The following is an 18311-nucleotide window of genomic DNA, read 5'->3' as shown; positions in this document are numbered from 1 at the left end:
TCATCCACACAAGAAGCAGCCCGACTGAGGGCGCCAACATCAACCGCGCCAAACCACGCGTGTTCTCCGTCGCCATGCTTTCATCCTCCCGAAAGCCGGCATGGCCGGCCTGTACAATCGCTTTACGAATTTATGGCGCAGCCGCCCCTCACCTGCCTGCCGGCATCCTCTCCCCGTAAACGGGGCGAGGAACGATGGGCGCGCCGTTTTCCTCCTTCTCCCCGCCTGCGGGGAGAAGGTCCCGGCAGGGGGATGAGGGGCGGACCCGGATCAGCACTCGTCTATCGGCTGCCCGGAGCGCGTCCGGGCAGCCTGTCCTTGGGGAGGAGATGATTACTTGATGTAGCCGGCGCGGGTCATTTCGCGTGTCGTGACCTGCTGGGCCTGGGCGAGCGCGTCGTCGACCGACATCTGGCCGGCGAGCGCGGCCGAGAAGAGCTGGCCGACCGTCGTGCCGAGACCCTGGAATTCCGGGATCGCAACGAACTGCACGCCGACATAGGGCACCGGCCTGACGGCCGGGTTCTTCGGATCGGCGGCGTTGATCGAGTCGAGCGTCATCTTGGCGAAGGGCGCGGCCGCCTCATAGTCCGCATTCGCGTAGAGCGAGGAGCGGGTGCCCGGAGGAACGTTCGCCCAGCCTTCCTTCTCCGCGACGAGCTTGGTGTAGTCCTTGCTGGTCGCCCAGGCGATGAACTTTTCCGCCGCCTCGGCCTTCTGCGTGCCTGCGGGAATGGCGAGGTTCCAGGCCCAGAGCCAGTTGCCACGCTTGCCGAGGCCCGTGTCGGGGGCGAGGGCATAACCGACCTTGTCGGCGACCGTCGATTCCTTCGGGTTCGAGACGAAGGAGGCGGCGACCGTGGCGTCGATCCACATGCCGCAATTGCCCTGCTGGAACAGCGCCAGGTTCTCGTTGAAGCCGTTCGAGGACGCGCCCTGCGGGCCGGCATCGTTCATCAGCTTGACGTAGAAGTCGAGCGTGTTCTTCCATTCCGGCTGGTCGAACTGCGGCTTCCAGTTCTCGTCGAACCAGCGGGCGCCGAAGGCGTTCGCCGTCGCCGTCAGGAAGGCCATGTTCTCGCCCCAGCCGGCCTTGCCGCGAAGGCAGATGCCGTTGATGCCGGCCGTGCGGTCGGTCATCTTGCGGGCGGCGTCGGCGATGAACTCCCAGGTCGGCGCGTCGGGCATGGTGAGCCCGGCCTTCTCCATCAGGTCCTTGCGGTACATGACGAAGGAGGATTCGCCGTAGAACGGCGCGGCGTAGAGCTTGCCGTCCTCACCCGTCAGACCGGCGCGGATGGCCGGCAGCAGGTCGTCGACATCGTAATCGGCGCCGAGATTGTCGAGCGCCACGAGCCAGCCTTGCTTGGTCCAGATCGGAACCTCATAGGTGCCGATCGTCATGATGTCGTACTGGCCGCCCTTCGTCGCGATGTCGGTCGTGACGCGCTCGCGCAGAACGTTCTCCTCGAGCGTCACCCAGTTCAGCTCGATATCGGGGTTCTTGGCCGTGAAATCGTCCGTCAGCCCCTGCATGCGGATCATGTCGCCATTGTTGACGGTGGCGATGGTGAGCGTTTCGGCATTGGCGAAACCGCACAGGAGCGCAGCCGAGCAGGTGCCCAGCAAAAGGGTCTTCAAATACATTATCTTCCTCCCAGAAAGGTATTGAGCATTTGCTTTGCTCATGGGCAATTACTCGCATATTGCCGCAACAAGTCAACGGCCAATCGTTGCTGCACCGCACAAAGCAGGGCAACGGCCGTTGAATCTCATGGAGAATTTTTACCGGGACAGCGGCGCGGATCAGGCCGAAAGCAGGTGGCGGGCGGTGGCTTCGTCGGTGATGACGCCGTTGATCATGCGCCCGCGAAGCGCCGCCAGAAGCGCCGCATACTTGCGCTTGCCCTTGGCAAGGCCGATGACGGTGGTGGTCTCGCGCGGCGGCAGCGGCACGGAGGCGACGCGCTCGTTGATGCTGCCTTCGAGCAGTTTTCCGTCACGGTCGAACATCCAGCCGCAGATCTCGCCGGCGGCCCCCTCCTCCATCAGACGGGCCATCTCCTCCGGATCGAGGAACCCGTCGAGGCAGAGCGGCGCATCCGCGCCGAGCTCGCCGATGCCGACGAAGGCGACGTCGGCCTCGCGGCCGAGTTGCAGCGTCGATTGCACGAGGCTCTGCTTGTGCAGGAGGTCGCGCTCCTCCGTGGAGGAGACGAGAACCGGCAGCGGCATCGGATAATGCCGGGCCTTCACCGCATCGGCCATGGAGAAGATGACGTTGTAGTAGGCCGCCGAACCGTCCGGCCCGATATTGCCGGTCAGCGACATGATGCGGTGCTGCGGACATTCCATCGCCGGAAGCTGGTCGATCGCCGCCTTCAGCGTGCGCCCCGTGCCGACGGCGAGCACGATCGGCTCGGATTTCTTCAGCCAGCGCTCGATCTCCGCCGCACCTGCCTCCGCAATGCCGATCGTCGTGGAGGTGGAGCCCGGATCGCTCGGCACGATATCGACATGCACGAGGCCGAACTTCTTCTTCAGTTCCTCGCCAAGTTCCAGGCATTCGGCGATCGGATGGTCGAGCCGCACCTTGATCAGCCGCTCGGCGACGGCGAGCGAGACGAGGCGCTGTGCCGACTGGCGGGAGATGCCCATGGCCGCGGCGATCTCGTCCTGCGTGCGGCCCGCGACATAGTAGAGCCAGCCGGCCCTTGCCGCATCGTCCAGCCGCCCGGTGGTTTCCGCCCGCTTCGCCATGGTTTTCCCCTGCTGTTCCAGACGATTTGCTGCATCTTTTCCGGCGACCTGTCAAACGCCATCTGATGGCGCAGCCGGAACAGCACTCCGGAGAGCGGCAGGAAAACACAACCATAATTCTCATGTTTATTTTCGCTGGAAGCCCTGAAAAACCAGCCTTTCTTTTGAAATTTTACCGTTTGATAAAAAAATAAAGCTGGGTTACCGTTCTCTCATCGAAAAAGCCCACGCGAATGGGAGATAATCATGGGAACGACGCAATCTGGGATCCATCGGGGGCGTCTTGCGCCTGCCGAATACGAGACGAACTTTTCCGACCTTCATCCTCGCCTCGACGATCACGAGGCCCTGGTCGCCGCCGACCGCTGTTACTTCTGCTACGACGCGCCGTGCATGACGGCCTGTCCCACCTCCATCGACATTCCGATGTTCATCCGCCAGATCTCAACGGGCAATCCGATCGGCTCGGCCAAGACCATCTTCGACCAGAACATTCTGGGCGGCATGTGCGCCCGCGTCTGTCCCACCGAGACGCTCTGCGAGCAGGCCTGCGTGCGCAACACCGCCGAGCACCGCCCGGTGGAGATCGGCCGCCTGCAGCGCTACGCGACCGACGTTGCGATGACGGAGAACAAGCATTTCTACGAGCGCGCCGCCCGCACGGGCAAGGCCGTGGCGGTCGTCGGAGCCGGCCCGGCAGGCCTCGCCTGCGCCCACCGCCTCGCCATGAACGGCCATGACGTCGTGATCTTCGAGGCACGCGAAAAGGCCGGCGGCCTCAACGAATACGGCATCGCCACCTACAAGGCGGTCGATGATTTCGCCCAGGCGGAAGTCGACTACGTGCTGTCCATCGGTGGCATCGAGGTGAAGAACGGCCTGAAGCTCGGTCGCGACTTCACGCTCGCCGACCTCACCGCCAATTTCGACGCCGTCTTCCTCGGCATGGGCCTTGCCGGGGTCAACGCGCTCGGCGCGGAGGGTGAGAACCTGCCCGGCGTGGTCGACGCGGTCGATTTCATCGCCGAACTGCGCCAGGCGACGGACAAGGCGACCATCCCGGTCGGCCGGCGCGTCGTCGTCATCGGCGGCGGCATGACGGCGATCGACGCCGCCGTGCAGGCGAAGCTGCTCGGCGCGGAAGAGGTGACCATCTGCTACCGCCGCGGCAAGGAGCACATGAACGCCTCGGAATTCGAGCAGGACCTTGCGGCCTCCAAGGGCGTGATGATCCGCCACTGGCTGCAGCCGAAGCGCGTCATCGCGCGCGACGGCCATGTCGCCGGCATCGAGGTGGAATATACCGAGATGCGGGACGGCAAGCTGACAGGCACCGGCGAGACCGGGGTGCTGGCCGCCGACCAGATCTTCAAGGCCATCGGCCAGACCTTCGAGACTGGCGGTCTCGGTTCGCTCGCCATGGCCGGCAACCGCATCGCCATCGACGCGGAAGGCCGCACGTCCATCGCCAATGTCTGGGCGGGGGGCGACTGCGTGAAGTCCGGCGAGGACCTGACGGTCACCTCGGTCGCGCAAGGCCGCGATGCGGCCGATTCCATCAACCGCATGCTGGCCGCCGGTGCGCAGCCCGCCGTTGCCGTCGCTTGAAGGGGAGGATGAGACATGGCTGATCTTCGCAACACTTTCGTCGGCATCAAATCGCCCAACCCCTTCTGGCTCGCCTCCGCGCCGCCGACCGACAAGGCCTACAATGTCGAGCGCGCCTTCAAGGCGGGCTGGGGCGGCGTGGTCTGGAAGACGCTCGGCGAGGAAGGCCCGCCGGTCGTCAACGTCAACGGCCCGCGCTACGGCGCGATCTGGGGCGCCGACCGCCGCCTGCTCGGCCTCAACAATATCGAGCTCATCACCGACCGCGACCTCTACACCAACCTGCGCGAGATGAAGCAGGTCAAGATGAACTGGCCGGACCGGGCGCTGATCGCCTCCATCATGGTGCCCTGCGAGGAGGAAAGCTGGAAAGCGATCCTGCCGCTGGTGGAGGAGACCGGCGCGGACGGCATCGAGCTCAATTTTGGCTGTCCGCACGGCATGTCCGAGCGCGGCATGGGCGCGGCGGTCGGCCAGGTGCCGGAATATATCGAGATGGTCGTGCGCTGGTGCAAGCAGTACACCCGCATGCCGGTCATCACCAAGCTGACGCCGAACATCACCGACATCCGCAAGCCGGCCCGTGCCGCCAAGGCTGGCGGCACCGACGCCGTATCGCTGATCAACACGATCAACTCTATCGTCTCCGTCGACCTCGACAATTTCGCACCGAACCCGACGGTCGGCGGCAAGGGCACGCATGGCGGCTATTGCGGCCCGGCGGTCAAACCCATCGCGCTCAACATGGTGGCCGAGATCGCCCGCGACCCGGAAACCCGCGGCCTGCCGATCTCGGGCATCGGCGGCATCACCACCTGGCGCGACGCGGCGGAGTTCCTGGCGCTCGGCGCCGGCAACGTGCAGGTCTGCACGGCGGCGATGACCTACGGCTTCAAGATCGTCCAGGAGATGATCACCGGGCTCTCCAGCTGGATGGACGCCAAGGGCCACCGCAGCCTCGACGACATCATCGCCCGCGCGGTGCCCAACGTCACGGACTGGCAGTACCTCAACCTCAACTACATCGCCAAAGCCCATATCGACCAGGACGCCTGCATCAAGTGCGGTCGCTGCCACATCGCCTGTGAGGACACTTCGCACCAGGCGATCACGCAGTTCGTTGATGGCGTCCGGCATTTCGAGGTGATGGAGGACGAGTGCGTCGGCTGCAACCTCTGCGTCAACGTCTGCCCGGTGGAGAACTGCATCACCATGGTCGGCCTGGAGCCCGGCGTCCTGGATCAGCGCACCGGCAAGCCGGTCGACCCGAACTACGCCAACTGGACGACCCACCCGAACAACCCGATGGCGCGGCAGGCCGCGGAGTAAGGGGAGGTTTGAGCCATGGCCGGCGCTTGGCAATAGCCCCGAAGCGCCGGCCTCTATATCCGGCGTCGCGTTGCCGGCCCTGTTCCTGGCGCGACCGTTTCGGAGGACCATCCTCTCTGGTCGATCCCCACTCTCCGTCATCCTCGGGCTTGACCCGAGGATCCAATGCCACAATGCAACACAGTGCCATGACGCGTGGATCCTCGGGTCAAGCCCGAGGATGACGGAAGAGGAAGGGGGTGGCGGATTATCGGAGAAAAGCGCGGCGCCCGAGCCCAATCTCACCCGAAGAAATGAAAACTCTGCCCCGCGCTATAGGCCAGAAACGCAAGCGCGGCGAAATAGACGATCGTCAGCGCCACCATCACGTAGCCCGCAAGCACCACCAGCCCGTCGCGCTGCGAAATGCCGGCGGCGAGCAGGAGGATGGCCACGCCGGGAAGCGTGTTGGAGAAGGGAATGAGCCCGAGCGGCGCCATGAGCAGCAGCCCCGCCCCCATCAGCACCAGCCCGTTGACGCGGTTCATCAGCGCGCCGGTCGTGAGCGCCGTCATGCGCGGCTTGAAGAACCGGTCGATCTTGCGCAGGAACGTCACCCCGCGCTCCAGCACGGGCCGGAGCTTGCCGCTCTCGAGCCGCCGGTCGGCGACCTTGCCGGGCAGCCAGGGCAGCCGGTTGAGCGTGATCGCCGCGCTGATCAGCACGATGCCGGCGCCGAAGACGGTGGAGACGCCGGGGATCGAGACCGGAAAGAGGAACGGCAGAGACAGGAAGGCACAGAGCAGCAGCAGGCCGCTTTCACCCATCATCGCGAGCAGGTCGCGCAGCGTGATGTGCTCGCCCTTGATCGACTGGATGATGTCTTCGAGCAGTTCGCTCGTCTTGCGGTCCGTGTCCTTGAAGCCGATGGCCGTCGTCATGCAATGTCCTCTCGCGTGCCGCCGGCCTATGGGCGGCGATTGCGGCTTTCCTGTGGGAGCGGCGCACCCCGATTTTTCGCACTTGCGGACGCAAGACCGCTGCGCACACTTGCCGGAATTGCTCTATGAGCATGCCACGCCGCAGACAATAGGATGATTTTCTTGACGAAGCGTATGCCGGCCCCGGCAGGCCTTTCCATTCACGCCAAAGGCCGCAAAAAGCTGAAGGGCCACCTCGCCATGCTGCTCTTTGCGGTGCTGATCGCCGGCTCCTTCTCCTTCGGGGGGCTTGCGGCGCGCGCCATGGAGGCCGAGCCGCTGATGCTCTGGCGCTATATCCTGACCGTCGTCGTGATGGCGGCGCTCGCCTTCGGCGCCTTCCGGATTCCGATGGCGCTGCCGAAGCAGGCCTGGCGCTTCCTGCTGCTCGGCGGGCTGATCGCCGTCTACATGCTCACCATGTTCATGGCGCTGGAATTCACCAGCCCGGTCGCCACCGGCGCGGTCTTCACGCTGATGCCGCTCCTGAGCGCCGGCTTCGCGCTGCCGGTGCTCGGGCAAAGGACGCGGCCCGGCGTGCTCGCCGGCCTCCTCATCGCCGCCGCCGGTGCTGTCTGGGTGATCTTCCGCGGCAATATCGACGCCATCCTCGCCTTCGACATCGGCGCCGGTGAGATGATCTTCTTCGTCGGCGTCATCTGCCATGCGCTCTACGTGCCGCTGATCCGCCGCTTCGACCGGGGCGAGCCGGCCGTCGCCTTCGGCTTCTGGGTGACGGTGGGCGCGACGCTCTGGCTGGTGCCGCCCGGCATAGGCGGCCTCATCGAAACGGATTTTTCCACCCTTCCCGTCGCCGTCTACGCCGCGGTTACCTATCTCGCTGTCGTCACCACGGCCGGCACCTTCCTGCTGCTGCAATATGCCTCGATGCGCCTGCCCGCCTCCAAGGTGCTCGGCTACGGCTACCTGACGCCGAGCTTCATCATCCTGCTCGAAGGGATTCTCGGCCATGGCTGGGCAAGCCCGCCGGTGCTGGCCGGCGCCCTCGTCACCGCCTGCGGCCTGGCGCTGATGGCATGGCTGCCGGATTGATTTTTCCTGGAACGATCCGCCGCCTCATGCGTTGCCATCCCGTTGGGGCGTATCTTGAGTATCGGCGGAGCGCATATTTTGAAGCGATTTGAGATTATCGACGGCATGCGGGGCTACTTCCTCGTTTTCATGCTGATCAATCACCTCGTCTTTGTCGGCGGCTACTGGATGATGGAAGTGAACCATCGCCAGTTCGCCTTCGTGGAGGACGCCCAGGGCTTCGTGTTCCTCTCCGGCCTGCTCATCGGCATGGTCTATGCCCGCAAGATGCTGAAATACGGCTATGACACCGGCCGCCAGCTCATCCGCAACCGCGCCTTCGAGCTCTACCGCTACGCCATGGGCACGGTCATGGCAGTGCTCGTCGTGCAGATGTTCCTGCCCGACGCCTACCGGCTCTGGTACAACTGGCTCGGCTATACGAATTTCGACCAGCCGCTGCGGCTGGCGGCGATCGCCACCTTCCTGTTCCAGCCGACATTCATGGACATCCTGCCGCAATACATCGTCTACATGCTGTTCGCCCCGCCGCTCGTCTGGCTCTGCATGAAGGGAAAGTGGGCGCAGGTGCTGGCCGGTTCGCTGATCGTCTGGATGGCCGCGCAGCTCGGCCTGCAACGCTTCGTCACCGATCCCCTGAACACGCTGTTCACCGGCTCCGACGACCAGGGCATCCGCGCGAGTTTCAACATGCTGGGCTGGCAGATCGTGTTCTTCTCGGCCCTGGTCATCGGCGCGCTGACCGCACAGGACAGGATCGACTGGAACCGCATCTTCTCTCCGGAAAAGACGCGGCTGCCGAAGGTCGCGCTCGCCATCTGCCTGTTCTTCCTGCCGCTGCGCATCGTCACGGCCTGGGACCTGTTGCCGCAATCCGTGCTCGACAAGTTCGCGACCATGGAGATCCGCGCCGATTTCGGGCCGGTCTATCTCCTGAACTTCGCGGCCGTCGCGACCGGCCTCGCCTGGCTGCTGATCGCCGGGCCGAAGCACCACAACCTGTGGGTCCGCAAGCTCGCGGGAATCGTTATTGGCGTCTTCACCCTGCGCTTCCTGCGCCTGCTCGGCCGCCATTCGCTGCAGGTTTATGTCTGGCACGTCGCCATCGTCTACGCGGTCTATTATGCGGACGGGCGCACGCCGGAACTCTCGCAGCTCACCAAGACGTCGATCGCCGTGGTCTGCATTGCGCTTCTCGCCCTGCCCGCCCTGTGGCGCGAACGCGAGCAGATCGCCGCCAGCCTCTTCGGCCAGCCCAAGGCGGAGCCGGCCAAGTCGAAATCTACGCCGGCTGCTCGCTGACATTGAGGCCGGTTAGGAACAGCTGCTCAAGGAAGCGCGCCGCATCCTCGAACCGCCCCTCGCCGGCCTGGTTCTGCCCCAGCACGGCGCGCACCTGCACGTCGAAATCGGCATAGTGCTGGGTGGTCGACCAGATCGAGAAGATCAGGTGGTACGGGTCGCATTTGGCGATCTTGCCCGCCTTCGCCCAGGTACGGATGACTTCCGCCTTCTCGTCGACGAGCGATTTCAGCGGCCCCTTCAGCTCGTCCTCGATGTTAGGTGCGCCCTGCAGGATTTCATTGGCGAACAACCGGCTCTCGCGCGGAAAATCCCGCGCCATCTCCAGCTTGCGCCGGATATAGCTGCGGATCTCCGACACCGGATTGCCCTCCGCATCGAATTCGCGCAAGGGGTCGAGCCAGGTGTCCAGCACCCGGGTGATCAGCGCCCGGTGCATCGCCTCCTTGGTGCGGAAATAGTAGAGCAGGTTCGGCTTAGACATGCCGGCGACCTCGGCGATCTGGTCGACGGTGGCACCGCGAAACCCGTGCAGCGAGAAGACCTCCAGCGCCGCCTCGAGGATCTGCTCCTCCTTCGCCTCCTGGATGCGCGTGCGCCGCTGTGTCCTCGCCGCCCTTGGTAATGCCATCGTGCCCCCTCGGCCTCCCCGTCGCCGGGAAAAGTGCCGCCAAATTCACCAGTTTAACCAGCCGCCATTTTCTTGGGTGCAGCCCAAGTTTTTGGTTTTTCGGCTTGAGTGCCGCAACGGAAGCTGTAATGTTTACCAACCGGTCAAATTATCAGTCAGTTATCGCGCAAAGGCAACTGCTGATCGGAAGGCGCAAAACAACAAGGGCGCCGCCAGCCGGCGGGAACGAAAATGGGCTGCAAAAGCCCGATGACATGGGAGCATAGACATGGCCGCACCCGGCGAGAACATGCGTGTCAACGCGGACCGCCTGTGGGATTCCCTCATGGACATGGCGAAGATCGGCCCCGGCATTGCCGGCGGCAACAATCGCCAGACGCTGACCGATTCGGACGCCGAGGGCCGCCGCCTGTTCCAGGCCTGGTGCGACGGCGCGGGCCTCACCATGGGCGTCGACACGATGGGCAACATGTTCATGACGCGCGAAGGCACGGACCCCGACGCCCTGCCCGTCTATGTCGGCTCGCATCTCGATACGCAGCCGACGGGCGGCAAATATGATGGCGTGCTCGGCGTGCTGGCGGGCCTGGAGGTCGTGCGCTCGCTGAACGATCTCGGCATCCGCACGAAGCACCCGATCGTCGTCACCAACTGGACGAACGAGGAAGGCGCGCGCTTCGCCCCCGCCATGCTCGCCTCCGGCGTCTTCGCCGGCGTGCATACGCAGGATTATGCCTATGGCCGCAAGGACCCGGAGGGAAAAACCTTCGGCGAGGAACTGCAGCGCATCGGCTGGGTGGGCGACGAAGAGGTCGGCGCGCGGAAAATGCACGCCTATTTCGAATATCACATCGAACAGGGGCCGATCCTTGAGGCGGAAGGCAAGGACATCGGCGTCGTCACCCACTGCCAGGGCCTGTGGTGGCTGGAATTCACGCTGACCGGCCGCGAGGCGCATACCGGCTCGACGCCGATGACGATGCGCGTCAATGCCGGGCTCGCCATGGCCCGCATCCTCGAAATGGTGCAGACCGTCGCGATGGAGAACCAGCCGGGCGCCGTCGGCGGCGTCGGCCAGGTGTTCTTCTCGCCGAACTCGCGCAACGTGCTGCCCGGCAAGGTCGTCTTCACCGTCGACATCCGCTCGCCGGACCAGGCCAAGCTCGACGGCATGCGCGCCCGCATCGAGGCGGAGGCGCCGAAGATCTGCGAGGCGCTCGGCGTCGGCTGTTCCGTCGAGCCGGTCGGCCATTTCGACCCCGTCACCTTCGACCCGACGCTGGTCGCCACCGTCCGCAAGGCGGCCGAGGACCTCGGCTACAGCCATAGGGACATCATCTCCGGCGCCGGCCACGACGCCTGCTGGGCCGCCAGGGTGGCGCCGGCCACGATGATCATGTGCCCCTGCGTGGGCGGCCTCTCGCACAACGAGGCGGAGGACATTTCCAAGGAATGGGCCGCCGCCGGCGCCGACGTACTGCTCCATGCGGTGATCGAGACGGCTGGGATTGCGGAGTGAGCGGATGCTTCCGGTCGTGCCCCCCCCCTCATCCGACCCTTCGGGCCACCTTCTCCCCCCGGGGGAGAAGGAGAGACTTGCTGCAACGCCTCTGCCCACGTCAGTGCCGCATACGCTGATCGGACGAAAAGAAGAAAACGGCGCCGCGAAATTCCCCTTCTCCCCCGGGGGGAGAAGGTGGCCCGAAGGGCCGGATGAGGGGGGTATGCCGAGCGAAGCCGACATAACCAAACGGCCCCCGGGCAAGACGCGGTATGCCCGAGGACTGCGGAAAAACGAAACCGAGGAAGAACGCCGCCTCTGGAGCGACCTGCGCGACCGCCGTCTCAACCGCTTCAAATTTTCCCGGCAAGTGCCGCTCGGAATCTACGTCGTCGATTTGCTTTGCCGCACGCGGCGCCTCGTCATCGAAATCGATGGCTTTCAGCATGCTGCGAAGCAAGCTGACGAAACACGGACCCGCTGGCTCAACGAACATGGCTATTCCGTTCTCCGCTTCTGGAACCATGAGGTCACGCAGGAACGACGTATGGTCCTTGAAACGATCCTCGCAGCGTTGAACGGCCAAATGACCGAACGCTGCCACATGGCGGGGTTTTATCCGGCCATTTTCGCCGAGAACCAAGAGACAGGGGAACGATCATGAGCACAGTCATCAAGGGCGGAACCGTCGTTACCGCGGACCTCACCTACAAGGCCGACGTAAAGATCGACGGTGGCAGGATCGTCGAGATCGGCCCGGATCTCTCCGGCGATGAGATGCTGGATGCGGCGGGCTGTTATGTCATGCCGGGCGGCATCGATCCGCATGTGCATCTCGAAATGCCCTTCATGGGCACCTATTCGGCCGATGATTTCGAGAGCGGCACGCGGGCCGGCCTTGCCGGCGGCACGACCATGGTGGTCGATTTCTGTCTGCCCGATCCCGGCCAGTCGCTCATCGACGCGTTGAAGCGCTGGGACAACAAGTCGACCCGCGCCAATTGCGACTATTCCTTCCACATGTCCGTCACCTGGTGGGGCGAACAGGTCTTCGACGAGATGAAGGCCGTCGTCGAGGAGAAGGGCATCAACACCTTCAAGCATTTCATGGCCTACAAGGGCGCGCTGATGGTGAACGACGACGAGATGTTCGCCTCGTTCCAGCGCTGCGCCGCGCTCGGCGCGCTGCCGCTCGTCCATGCGGAAAACGGCGATGTCGTCGCCGCCATGCAGCAGAAGCTGATGGACGAGGGCAACAACGGGCCGGAAGGCCACGCCTATTCCCGCCCGCCCTCCGTCGAGGGCGAAGCGACGAACCGCGCCATCATCATCGCCGACATGGCGGGCGCGCCGCTCTATGTCGTGCACACCTCCTGCGAACAGGCGCACGAAGCCATCCGCCGCGCCCGGCAGAACGGCATGCGCGTCTATGGCGAGCCGCTGATCCAGCACCTGACGCTGGACGAGAGCGAATATTTCAACAAGGACTGGGACCACGCCGCCCGCCGCGTCATGAGCCCGCCCTTCCGCAACAAGCAGCACCAGGATTCGCTCTGGGCCGGCCTCGCCGCGGGCTCGCTGCAGGTGGTGGCGACGGACCACTGCGCCTTCACGACCGACCAGAAACGCACCGGCGCCGGCGATTTCCGCAAGATCCCGAACGGCACCGGGGGCCTGGAAGACCGCATGCCGATGCTCTGGACCAACGGCGTCAACACCGGCCGGCTGACGATGAACGAGTTCGTCGCGGTCACCTCCACCAACATCGCCAAGATCCTCAACGTCTATCCGAGAAAAGGCGCGATCCTCGTCGGCGCGGATGCGGATATCGTCGTGTGGGACCCGAAGCGTTCCAAGACCATCTCCGCCAAGAACCAGCAATCCTCGATCGACTACAACGTCTTCGAGGGCAAGGAGGTGACGGGCCTGCCGCGCTATACCCTGACGCGCGGCGTGGTCGCGATCGAGGAGAGCACCGTGAAGACCCGCGAGGGGCACGGCCAGTTCGTCAAGCGCGAACCGTTTGCGGCCGTCAACAAGGCGCTGTCGACCTGGAAGGAGATCACCGCGCCGCACAAGGTGGAGCGCAGCGGCATTCCGGCGAGCGGCGTATGATCCGCGCCGGCCGCCTCGCCCTTCTCCTCGGCATGGTTCTCGCCGGTCCGGCGGGGGCGGCGGCCGACATCGTCGATGGCAGCTATGGCGACGCGGAAGGCTGCCGCTACGCCGAGACGGGCGGTGCCGATTTCTTCTTCCTGTTGAACAAGGATGGCGTCACCACCGCCGCCTCCTATTGCGCGTTCAAGGGTGAAGGCAATCGGGTGGGCGGCGCGACGAAGGTCGCCGCTGAATGCCATGAGGAAGGATACGAGGAGACCACGCCCTACGAGCTGACGCTGACGCCCGACGGCGGCGGCTACACCGTGAGCTTTCCCGATGGCACGCGCTGGGGGCCGCTGATGCGGTGCAAGACGTGAGGAGCCTGCGAACAGCATTCACCCCCCTCTGTCCTGCCGGACGTCTCCCCCTCAAGGGGGGAGATCGGAAGGCCGGTCCGTTTTCCCGGATCGTACAGGCATCGCTCGCGGCAAGAGCGCATCCTGGTTTGAGATATGGTCAGCGCTTCCAGCCGGTCTCCTCCCTTGAGGGGGAGACGTCCGGCGGGACAGAGGGAGGTGCGTTCCCCCGCCGCCTAAATCACAACCAGCGCCTCGAGATGCGGCAGAAGCACCACGCTCTCCTGCTCGTGGGGATCTGTCCTGGCGATGACCGCCGAGGCGGGTTCGCCGGAGAGATTGGCCGGCAGGTGCGGCACGCCGGCGGGGATGTAGAACATCTCGCCCGCCTTGACGATCACGTGATTCTCCAGCCGCGCGCCGTACCAGGTATGCGCCTCGCCGGAGAGCATGTAGATCGCCGTCTCGTGGCTCTCGTGCATGTGCGCCTTCGCCCGCCCGCCCGGCGGGATCGTCAGGAGATGCATGCAGATGCCGGAGGCGCCCACGCTCTCGCGAGCGATGCCCTCGAAGTAGCTGAACCCCTGTTTTCCGTCATAGGTGCTGCCCGGGCGAACCACCCGGCATTCGGCCTTCGTCTCCACCGCCATCGTCTCTTCCCCCGGTTCCAGCGTGAGAATTCCGTGCCCAAAGTGATACTGCAGACAATGCCGATTGCAATGCTGAGAATGGACATGCAGTCTGCCGCAACCCGCGCCGAAAGATGACCGCCATGTCCCATGCAACAGCCGCCAGCACCGTCGTGTCCGCCAAGAGCCTCGGCCTCACCTTCCAGACCGCCGATGGCCCGGTCACCGCGCTGACGGGCGTCGACCTTTCCGTCGAAAAGGGCGATTTCGTCTCCTTCATCGGCCCTTCCGGCTGCGGCAAGACGACCTTCTTGCGCGTTATCGCGGATCTGGAGAGGCCGACCTCCGGCACCATCACCGTCAACGGCATGACGCCGGAAGAGGCGCGCAGGCGCCGCGCCTACGGTTATGTCTTCCAGGCCGCCGCGCTCTATCCCTGGCGCACCATCGAGAAGAACATCGCCCTGCCGCTGGAGATCATGGGCTATTCGAAGGCGGACCAGAAGGCGCGCATCGAGCGCACGCTCGACCTCGTCAACCTTTCCGGCTTCGGCAAGAAATATCCCTGGCAGCTCTCCGGCGGCATGCAGCAGCGCGCATCGATCGCCCGCGCGCTCGCCTTCGACGCCGACCTGCTGCTGATGGACGAGCCCTTCGGCGCCCTCGACGAGATCGTACGCGACCATCTCAACGAACAATTGCTGAAACTCTGGGCCGCCACGCGGAAGACGATCTGCTTCGTCACCCACTCGATCCCCGAGGCCGTCTACCTCTCGACGAAGATCGTCGTCATGAGCCCCCGCCCCGGCCGCGTCACCGACGTGATCGAATCGCCCCTGCCGAAGGAGCGCCCGCTCGGCATCCGCGAAACCCCGCAATTCCTCGAGATCGCCCACCGGGTACGCGAGGGCCTGCGCGCCGGCCACAGCTACGAGGAGCACGCCTGATGAAGCTCTCCTACGTGCTCTGGCTCTTCGGCGCGACCACCGTCTTCATCGGCGCGGCGACCGCATCGCGTGCCTATATCGGCACGACGAACATCCTCTACCTGCTCTTCTCCATGGCGCTCTACATCGTCGGCAACCTGATGATGCTGAAGCTGATGCGCGAAGGGGGGCTGGGCATCGCCATTTCGCTGTCCGCCATCACCCAGCTGCTGCTGATCAACGTCATCGCCTTTTTCTTCTTCGGCGAACGCCTCAACAGCACCCAGCTTGCCGGCGTCGGTCTCGGCATCCTGGCGATGGGACTGATGCTCATGCCCGCCCCGGCAAGGAGCTGAGCCATGGGCAAGGCCAGCTTCCTTCGCGACCGCCTGCTGCCGATCGGCACCGTTCTCGTCGCGCTCGTCGCCGTCTGGTACGTCTTCGTCGTCGTGCTGAACGCCCCCTTCGAGCGCGACCAGGCGGCACGCGCGGGCGGCACGATCGGCTTCATGGAGCTGCTGCCGAAGACCATGGCGCAGGAGCGGCCGGTATTGCCCGCGCCGCACCAGGTCTTCGCCGAGCTCTGGGACACGACCGTCAACAAGGCGGTCACCTCCCGGCGCAGCCTCGTCTACCATGCCTGGATCACGCTGTCGGCGACGCTGCTCGGCTTTGCCATGGGTGCGGCGCTCGGCATCCTGCTGGCCATCGCCATCGTGCACAACCGGGCGATGGACCGCTCGCTGATGCCCTGGGTCATCGCCAGCCAGACGATTCCCATCCTTGCCATCGCGCCGATGATCATCGTCGTGCTGAATGCGGTCGGCATATCCGGCCTGATGCCGAAGGCGCTGATCTCGACCTATCTCTCCTTCTTCCCGGTGGTCGTCGGCATGGTGAAGGGGCTGCGCAGCCCGGAGCAGATCCAGCTCGATCTCATGCACACCTATAACGCGTCCTCCGCGCAGACCTTCTGGAAGCTGCGCTGGCCCGCCTCCATGCCCTACCTCTTCACCTCGCTGAAGGTGGCGATCGCCATCTCGCTCGTCGGCGCCATCGTCGGCGAATTGCCGACCGGCGCCGTCGCCGGCCTCGGCGCGCGCCTGCTCGCCGGCTCCTATTACGGCCAGACGGTGCAGATCTGGGCGGCGCTCTTCATGGCGGCGGCGGTGGCGGCGCTGCTCGTCATCGTCGTCGGCTTCGCGCACAGCCTCGTCCTCAAACGCATGGGGGCGCGGGCATGAACCTTTCGATCCTGATATCCGCCATCGTCTTCTGGCTTGCCGCCTGGGCCTTCAACGAATGGCTCGTCCGCCGGAAATTCGCGAGCCCGGCCATGGACCGCGCCGCGCGCCTCGCCGTGCCGCTGGTCTTCGGCGTCACCATCCTCGTCATCTGGGAAGGCATCGTCAGGGGCTTCAGCATCCCCTCCGTGCTGCTGCCGCCGCCGAGCACGATCTGGGCACGGCTGATCAGCTCCGTGCCGACGCTCTGGGCGGATTTCCGCCAGACGTTCCTCAAATCCGTGCTCGTCGGCTATGCGCTCGGCTGCGGCCTCGGCTTCCTCGTCGCGATCCTCATCGACCGCTCGCCCTTCCTGCAGAAGGGCCTGCTGCCGCTCGGCAATTTCGTCTCGGCGCTGCCGGTCATCGGCGTGGCGCCCATCATGGTCATGTGGTTCGGCTTCGACTGGCAGTCGAAGGTCGCCGTCGTCGTCATCATGACCTTCTTCCCCATGCTGGTGAACACTGTCTCCGGCCTTGCCGCGACGAGCCACATGGAGCGCGACCTGATGCGCACCTACGCCGCCGACTGGTTCCAGACACTCGTCAAGCTGCGCCTTCCCGCCGCCTGGCCCTTCATCTTCAACGCGCTCAAGATCAATTCCACGCTCGCGCTGATCGGTGCGATCGTTGCCGAATTCTTCGGAACGCCCATCGTCGGCATGGGCTTCCGGATTTCCACGGAGGTGGGCCGCATGAATGTCGACATGGTCTGGGCCGAAATCGCGGTCGCCGCGGTGGCTGGCTCCGCCTTCTACGGGATCGTCGCGCTCGTCGAGCGGGCCGTCACGTTCTGGCATCCGTCTGTCCGCGGTGGGCAGGCGTAAAATAAAGAAAAGAGGGAACTGACATGAAAACGAAGATCGCATCGCTCCTTTTGGCAAGCGCCTTCTCGCTTGCCGCGTTCCAGGCCGAGGCCGCCGACAAGGTGACGCTCCAGCTGAAATGGGTGACCCAGGCCCAGTTCGCCGGCTACTACGTCGCGAAGGACAAGGGCTTTTACGAAGAAGAAGGCCTCGACGTGGAAATCAAGCCGGGCGGACCGGACATCGCGCCCGCCCAGGTGATCGCCGGCGGCGGCGCCGACGTCATCGTCGACTGGATGCCGTCCGCCCTTGCCACCCGCGAAAAAGGCGTGCCGCTCGTCAACATCGCCCAGCCCTTCAAGTCCTCGGGCATGATGCTGACCTGTTTGAAGGAATCCGGCGTCAAGGGGCCGGAGGACTTCAAGGGCAAGACGCTCGGCGTCTGGTTCTTCGGCAACGAATATCCCTTCCTCTCCTGGATGAGCCACCTGAAGATCCCGACCGACGGCGGACCGGACGGCGTGACCGTGCTGAAGCAGGGCTTCAACGTCGATCCGCTGATCCAGAAGCAGGCCGCCTGCATCTCCACCATGACCTACAATGAGTACGGCCAGGTCCTCGATGCGGGCATCAAGCCGGAGGATCTCGTCACCTTCAAGTACGAAGACCAGGGTGTGGCCACGCTGGAGGACGGCCTCTACGTGCTGGAGGACAAGCTCAAGGACGCCGCCTTCAAGGAGAAGATGGTCAAGTTCGTGCGCGCCTCCATGAAGGGCTGGAAATATGCCGAGGAGAACCCGGACGAAGCCGCCGACATCGTTCTCGAAAACGATTCGACCGGCGCCCAGACCGAAGCGCACCAGAAGCGCATGATGGGCGAGATCGCCAAGCTGACGGCCGGTTCCAACGGCGCGCTCGACGAGGCGGACTACAAGCGCACCGTCGCCTCGCTGCTCGCCGGCGGTTCCGATCCGGTCATCTCCAAGGAGCCGGAAGGCGCCTGGACGCATGAGATCACCGACGAAGCGCTGAAGTAGCCCTCCCGCCTGATCGCGCGACATGCGGGGC

Annotated in this window: 18 protein-coding genes; 13 read left to right on the top strand and 5 right to left on the bottom strand. The window is 64.8% G+C overall.

Annotated features, from left to right (window positions below):
- Positions 1-333: 333 nt before the first annotated feature.
- Together MUU56_RS17165 and MUU56_RS17160 are read right to left on the bottom strand one after the other, a co-directional pair.
- Complete coding sequence (locus tag MUU56_RS17165) at positions 334-1647, bottom strand: ABC transporter substrate-binding protein (RefSeq protein WP_244768491.1); 1314 nt, start codon at positions 1645-1647, stop codon at positions 334-336.
- 159 nt (positions 1648-1806) lie between these two features.
- The gene (locus MUU56_RS17160; protein ID WP_064330989.1) at positions 1807-2760 is read right to left on the bottom strand and encodes a sugar-binding transcriptional regulator; all 954 of its coding nucleotides are present in this window, start codon (positions 2758-2760) and stop codon (positions 1807-1809) included.
- Positions 2761-3006: 246 nt separating this feature from the next.
- Here MUU56_RS17160 and MUU56_RS17155 point away from each other — a divergent pair, with 246 nt between their 5' ends.
- Positions 3007-4368, top strand: coding sequence for an NAD(P)-dependent oxidoreductase (locus MUU56_RS17155; RefSeq protein ID WP_244768490.1), 1362 nt, complete (start codon positions 3007-3009; stop codon positions 4366-4368).
- Positions 4369-4383: 15 nt separating this feature from the next.
- Positions 4384-5697: an NAD-dependent dihydropyrimidine dehydrogenase subunit PreA gene (gene preA / locus MUU56_RS17150; RefSeq protein WP_244768489.1), complete on the top strand. Its 1314-nt coding sequence runs from the start codon at positions 4384-4386 to the stop codon at positions 5695-5697.
- A gap of 281 nt (positions 5698-5978) precedes the next feature.
- Here the strand turns inward: preA and MUU56_RS17145 are convergent, their stop codons facing one another.
- Positions 5979-6617, bottom strand: coding sequence for an exopolysaccharide biosynthesis protein (locus tag MUU56_RS17145; protein WP_064330992.1), 639 nt, complete (start codon positions 6615-6617; stop codon positions 5979-5981).
- A 162-nt stretch (positions 6618-6779) separates the two neighbouring features.
- On the opposite strand from MUU56_RS17145, the gene MUU56_RS17140 reads away from it, so the two are divergent.
- Positions 6780-7709: a DMT family transporter gene (locus MUU56_RS17140; RefSeq protein ID WP_244768488.1), complete on the top strand. Its 930-nt coding sequence runs from the start codon at positions 6780-6782 to the stop codon at positions 7707-7709.
- Between the two features lie 78 nt (positions 7710-7787).
- Positions 7788-9011, top strand: a complete 1224-nt coding sequence (locus MUU56_RS17135; RefSeq protein WP_244768487.1) for an OpgC family protein — start codon at positions 7788-7790, stop codon at positions 9009-9011.
- Here MUU56_RS17135 and MUU56_RS17130 read toward each other — a convergent pair.
- Positions 8992-9642 (bottom strand): TetR family transcriptional regulator C-terminal domain-containing protein, encoded by a 651-nt coding sequence (locus MUU56_RS17130; RefSeq protein ID WP_064330994.1) that lies wholly within the window; start codon positions 9640-9642, stop codon positions 8992-8994. The genes MUU56_RS17135 and MUU56_RS17130 overlap by 20 nt on opposite strands.
- 268 nt (positions 9643-9910) lie before the next feature.
- Here MUU56_RS17130 and MUU56_RS17125 point away from each other — a divergent pair, with 268 nt between their 5' ends.
- From MUU56_RS17125 to MUU56_RS17110, 4 genes are read left to right on the top strand one after another with little or no spacing between them, the layout of a single operon-like run.
- Complete coding sequence (locus MUU56_RS17125; protein WP_244768486.1) at positions 9911-11161, top strand: Zn-dependent hydrolase; 1251 nt, start codon at positions 9911-9913, stop codon at positions 11159-11161.
- A 4-nt stretch (positions 11162-11165) separates the two neighbouring features.
- Positions 11166-11807, top strand: coding sequence for an endonuclease domain-containing protein (locus tag MUU56_RS17120; RefSeq protein WP_398433096.1), 642 nt, complete (start codon positions 11166-11168; stop codon positions 11805-11807).
- Positions 11804-13258, top strand: a complete 1455-nt coding sequence (gene hydA, locus MUU56_RS17115; RefSeq protein ID WP_244768484.1) for a dihydropyrimidinase — start codon at positions 11804-11806, stop codon at positions 13256-13258. The genes MUU56_RS17120 and hydA overlap by 4 nt, the downstream gene beginning before the upstream one ends.
- Entirely contained in the window at positions 13255-13620 is a 366-nt protein-coding gene (locus MUU56_RS17110) for a hypothetical protein (protein WP_244768483.1), read from the top strand. The genes hydA and MUU56_RS17110 overlap by 4 nt, the downstream gene beginning before the upstream one ends.
- A 215-nt stretch (positions 13621-13835) precedes the next feature.
- Here the strand turns inward: MUU56_RS17110 and MUU56_RS17105 are convergent, their stop codons facing one another.
- Positions 13836-14249: a cupin domain-containing protein gene (locus tag MUU56_RS17105; protein ID WP_244768482.1), complete on the bottom strand. Its 414-nt coding sequence runs from the start codon at positions 14247-14249 to the stop codon at positions 13836-13838.
- A 122-nt stretch (positions 14250-14371) separates the two neighbouring features.
- Between MUU56_RS17105 and MUU56_RS17100 the strand changes: the two genes are divergently transcribed.
- The 5 genes from MUU56_RS17100 to MUU56_RS17080 are packed head-to-tail and all read left to right on the top strand — an operon-like array spanning position 14372 to position 18280.
- A complete protein-coding gene (locus tag MUU56_RS17100) occupies positions 14372-15175 on the top strand; it encodes an ABC transporter ATP-binding protein (RefSeq protein WP_244768481.1) in 804 nt (267 codons plus the stop codon).
- Positions 15175-15510 (top strand): hypothetical protein, encoded by a 336-nt coding sequence (locus MUU56_RS17095; protein ID WP_244768480.1) that lies wholly within the window; start codon positions 15175-15177, stop codon positions 15508-15510. Before MUU56_RS17100 ends, MUU56_RS17095 begins: the two co-directional genes overlap by 1 nt.
- 3 nt (positions 15511-15513) lie before the next feature.
- Entirely contained in the window at positions 15514-16398 is an 885-nt protein-coding gene (locus MUU56_RS17090; RefSeq protein WP_244768479.1) for an ABC transporter permease, read from the top strand.
- Positions 16395-17264: an ABC transporter permease gene (locus MUU56_RS17085; protein ID WP_244768478.1), complete on the top strand. Its 870-nt coding sequence runs from the start codon at positions 16395-16397 to the stop codon at positions 17262-17264. Before MUU56_RS17090 ends, MUU56_RS17085 begins: the two co-directional genes overlap by 4 nt.
- Positions 17265-17287: 23 nt before the next feature.
- On the top strand, positions 17288-18280 hold the full coding sequence (locus MUU56_RS17080; RefSeq protein ID WP_244768477.1) for an ABC transporter substrate-binding protein: 993 nt from the start codon (positions 17288-17290) through the stop codon (positions 18278-18280).
- Positions 18281-18311 lie beyond the last annotated feature (31 nt).

Source organism: Shinella yambaruensis (assembly GCF_022899355.1).
GTDB classification, from domain to species: Bacteria; Pseudomonadota; Alphaproteobacteria; order Rhizobiales; family Rhizobiaceae; genus Shinella; species Shinella yambaruensis.
This window is presented reverse-complemented; position numbering and strand designations above follow the sequence as displayed.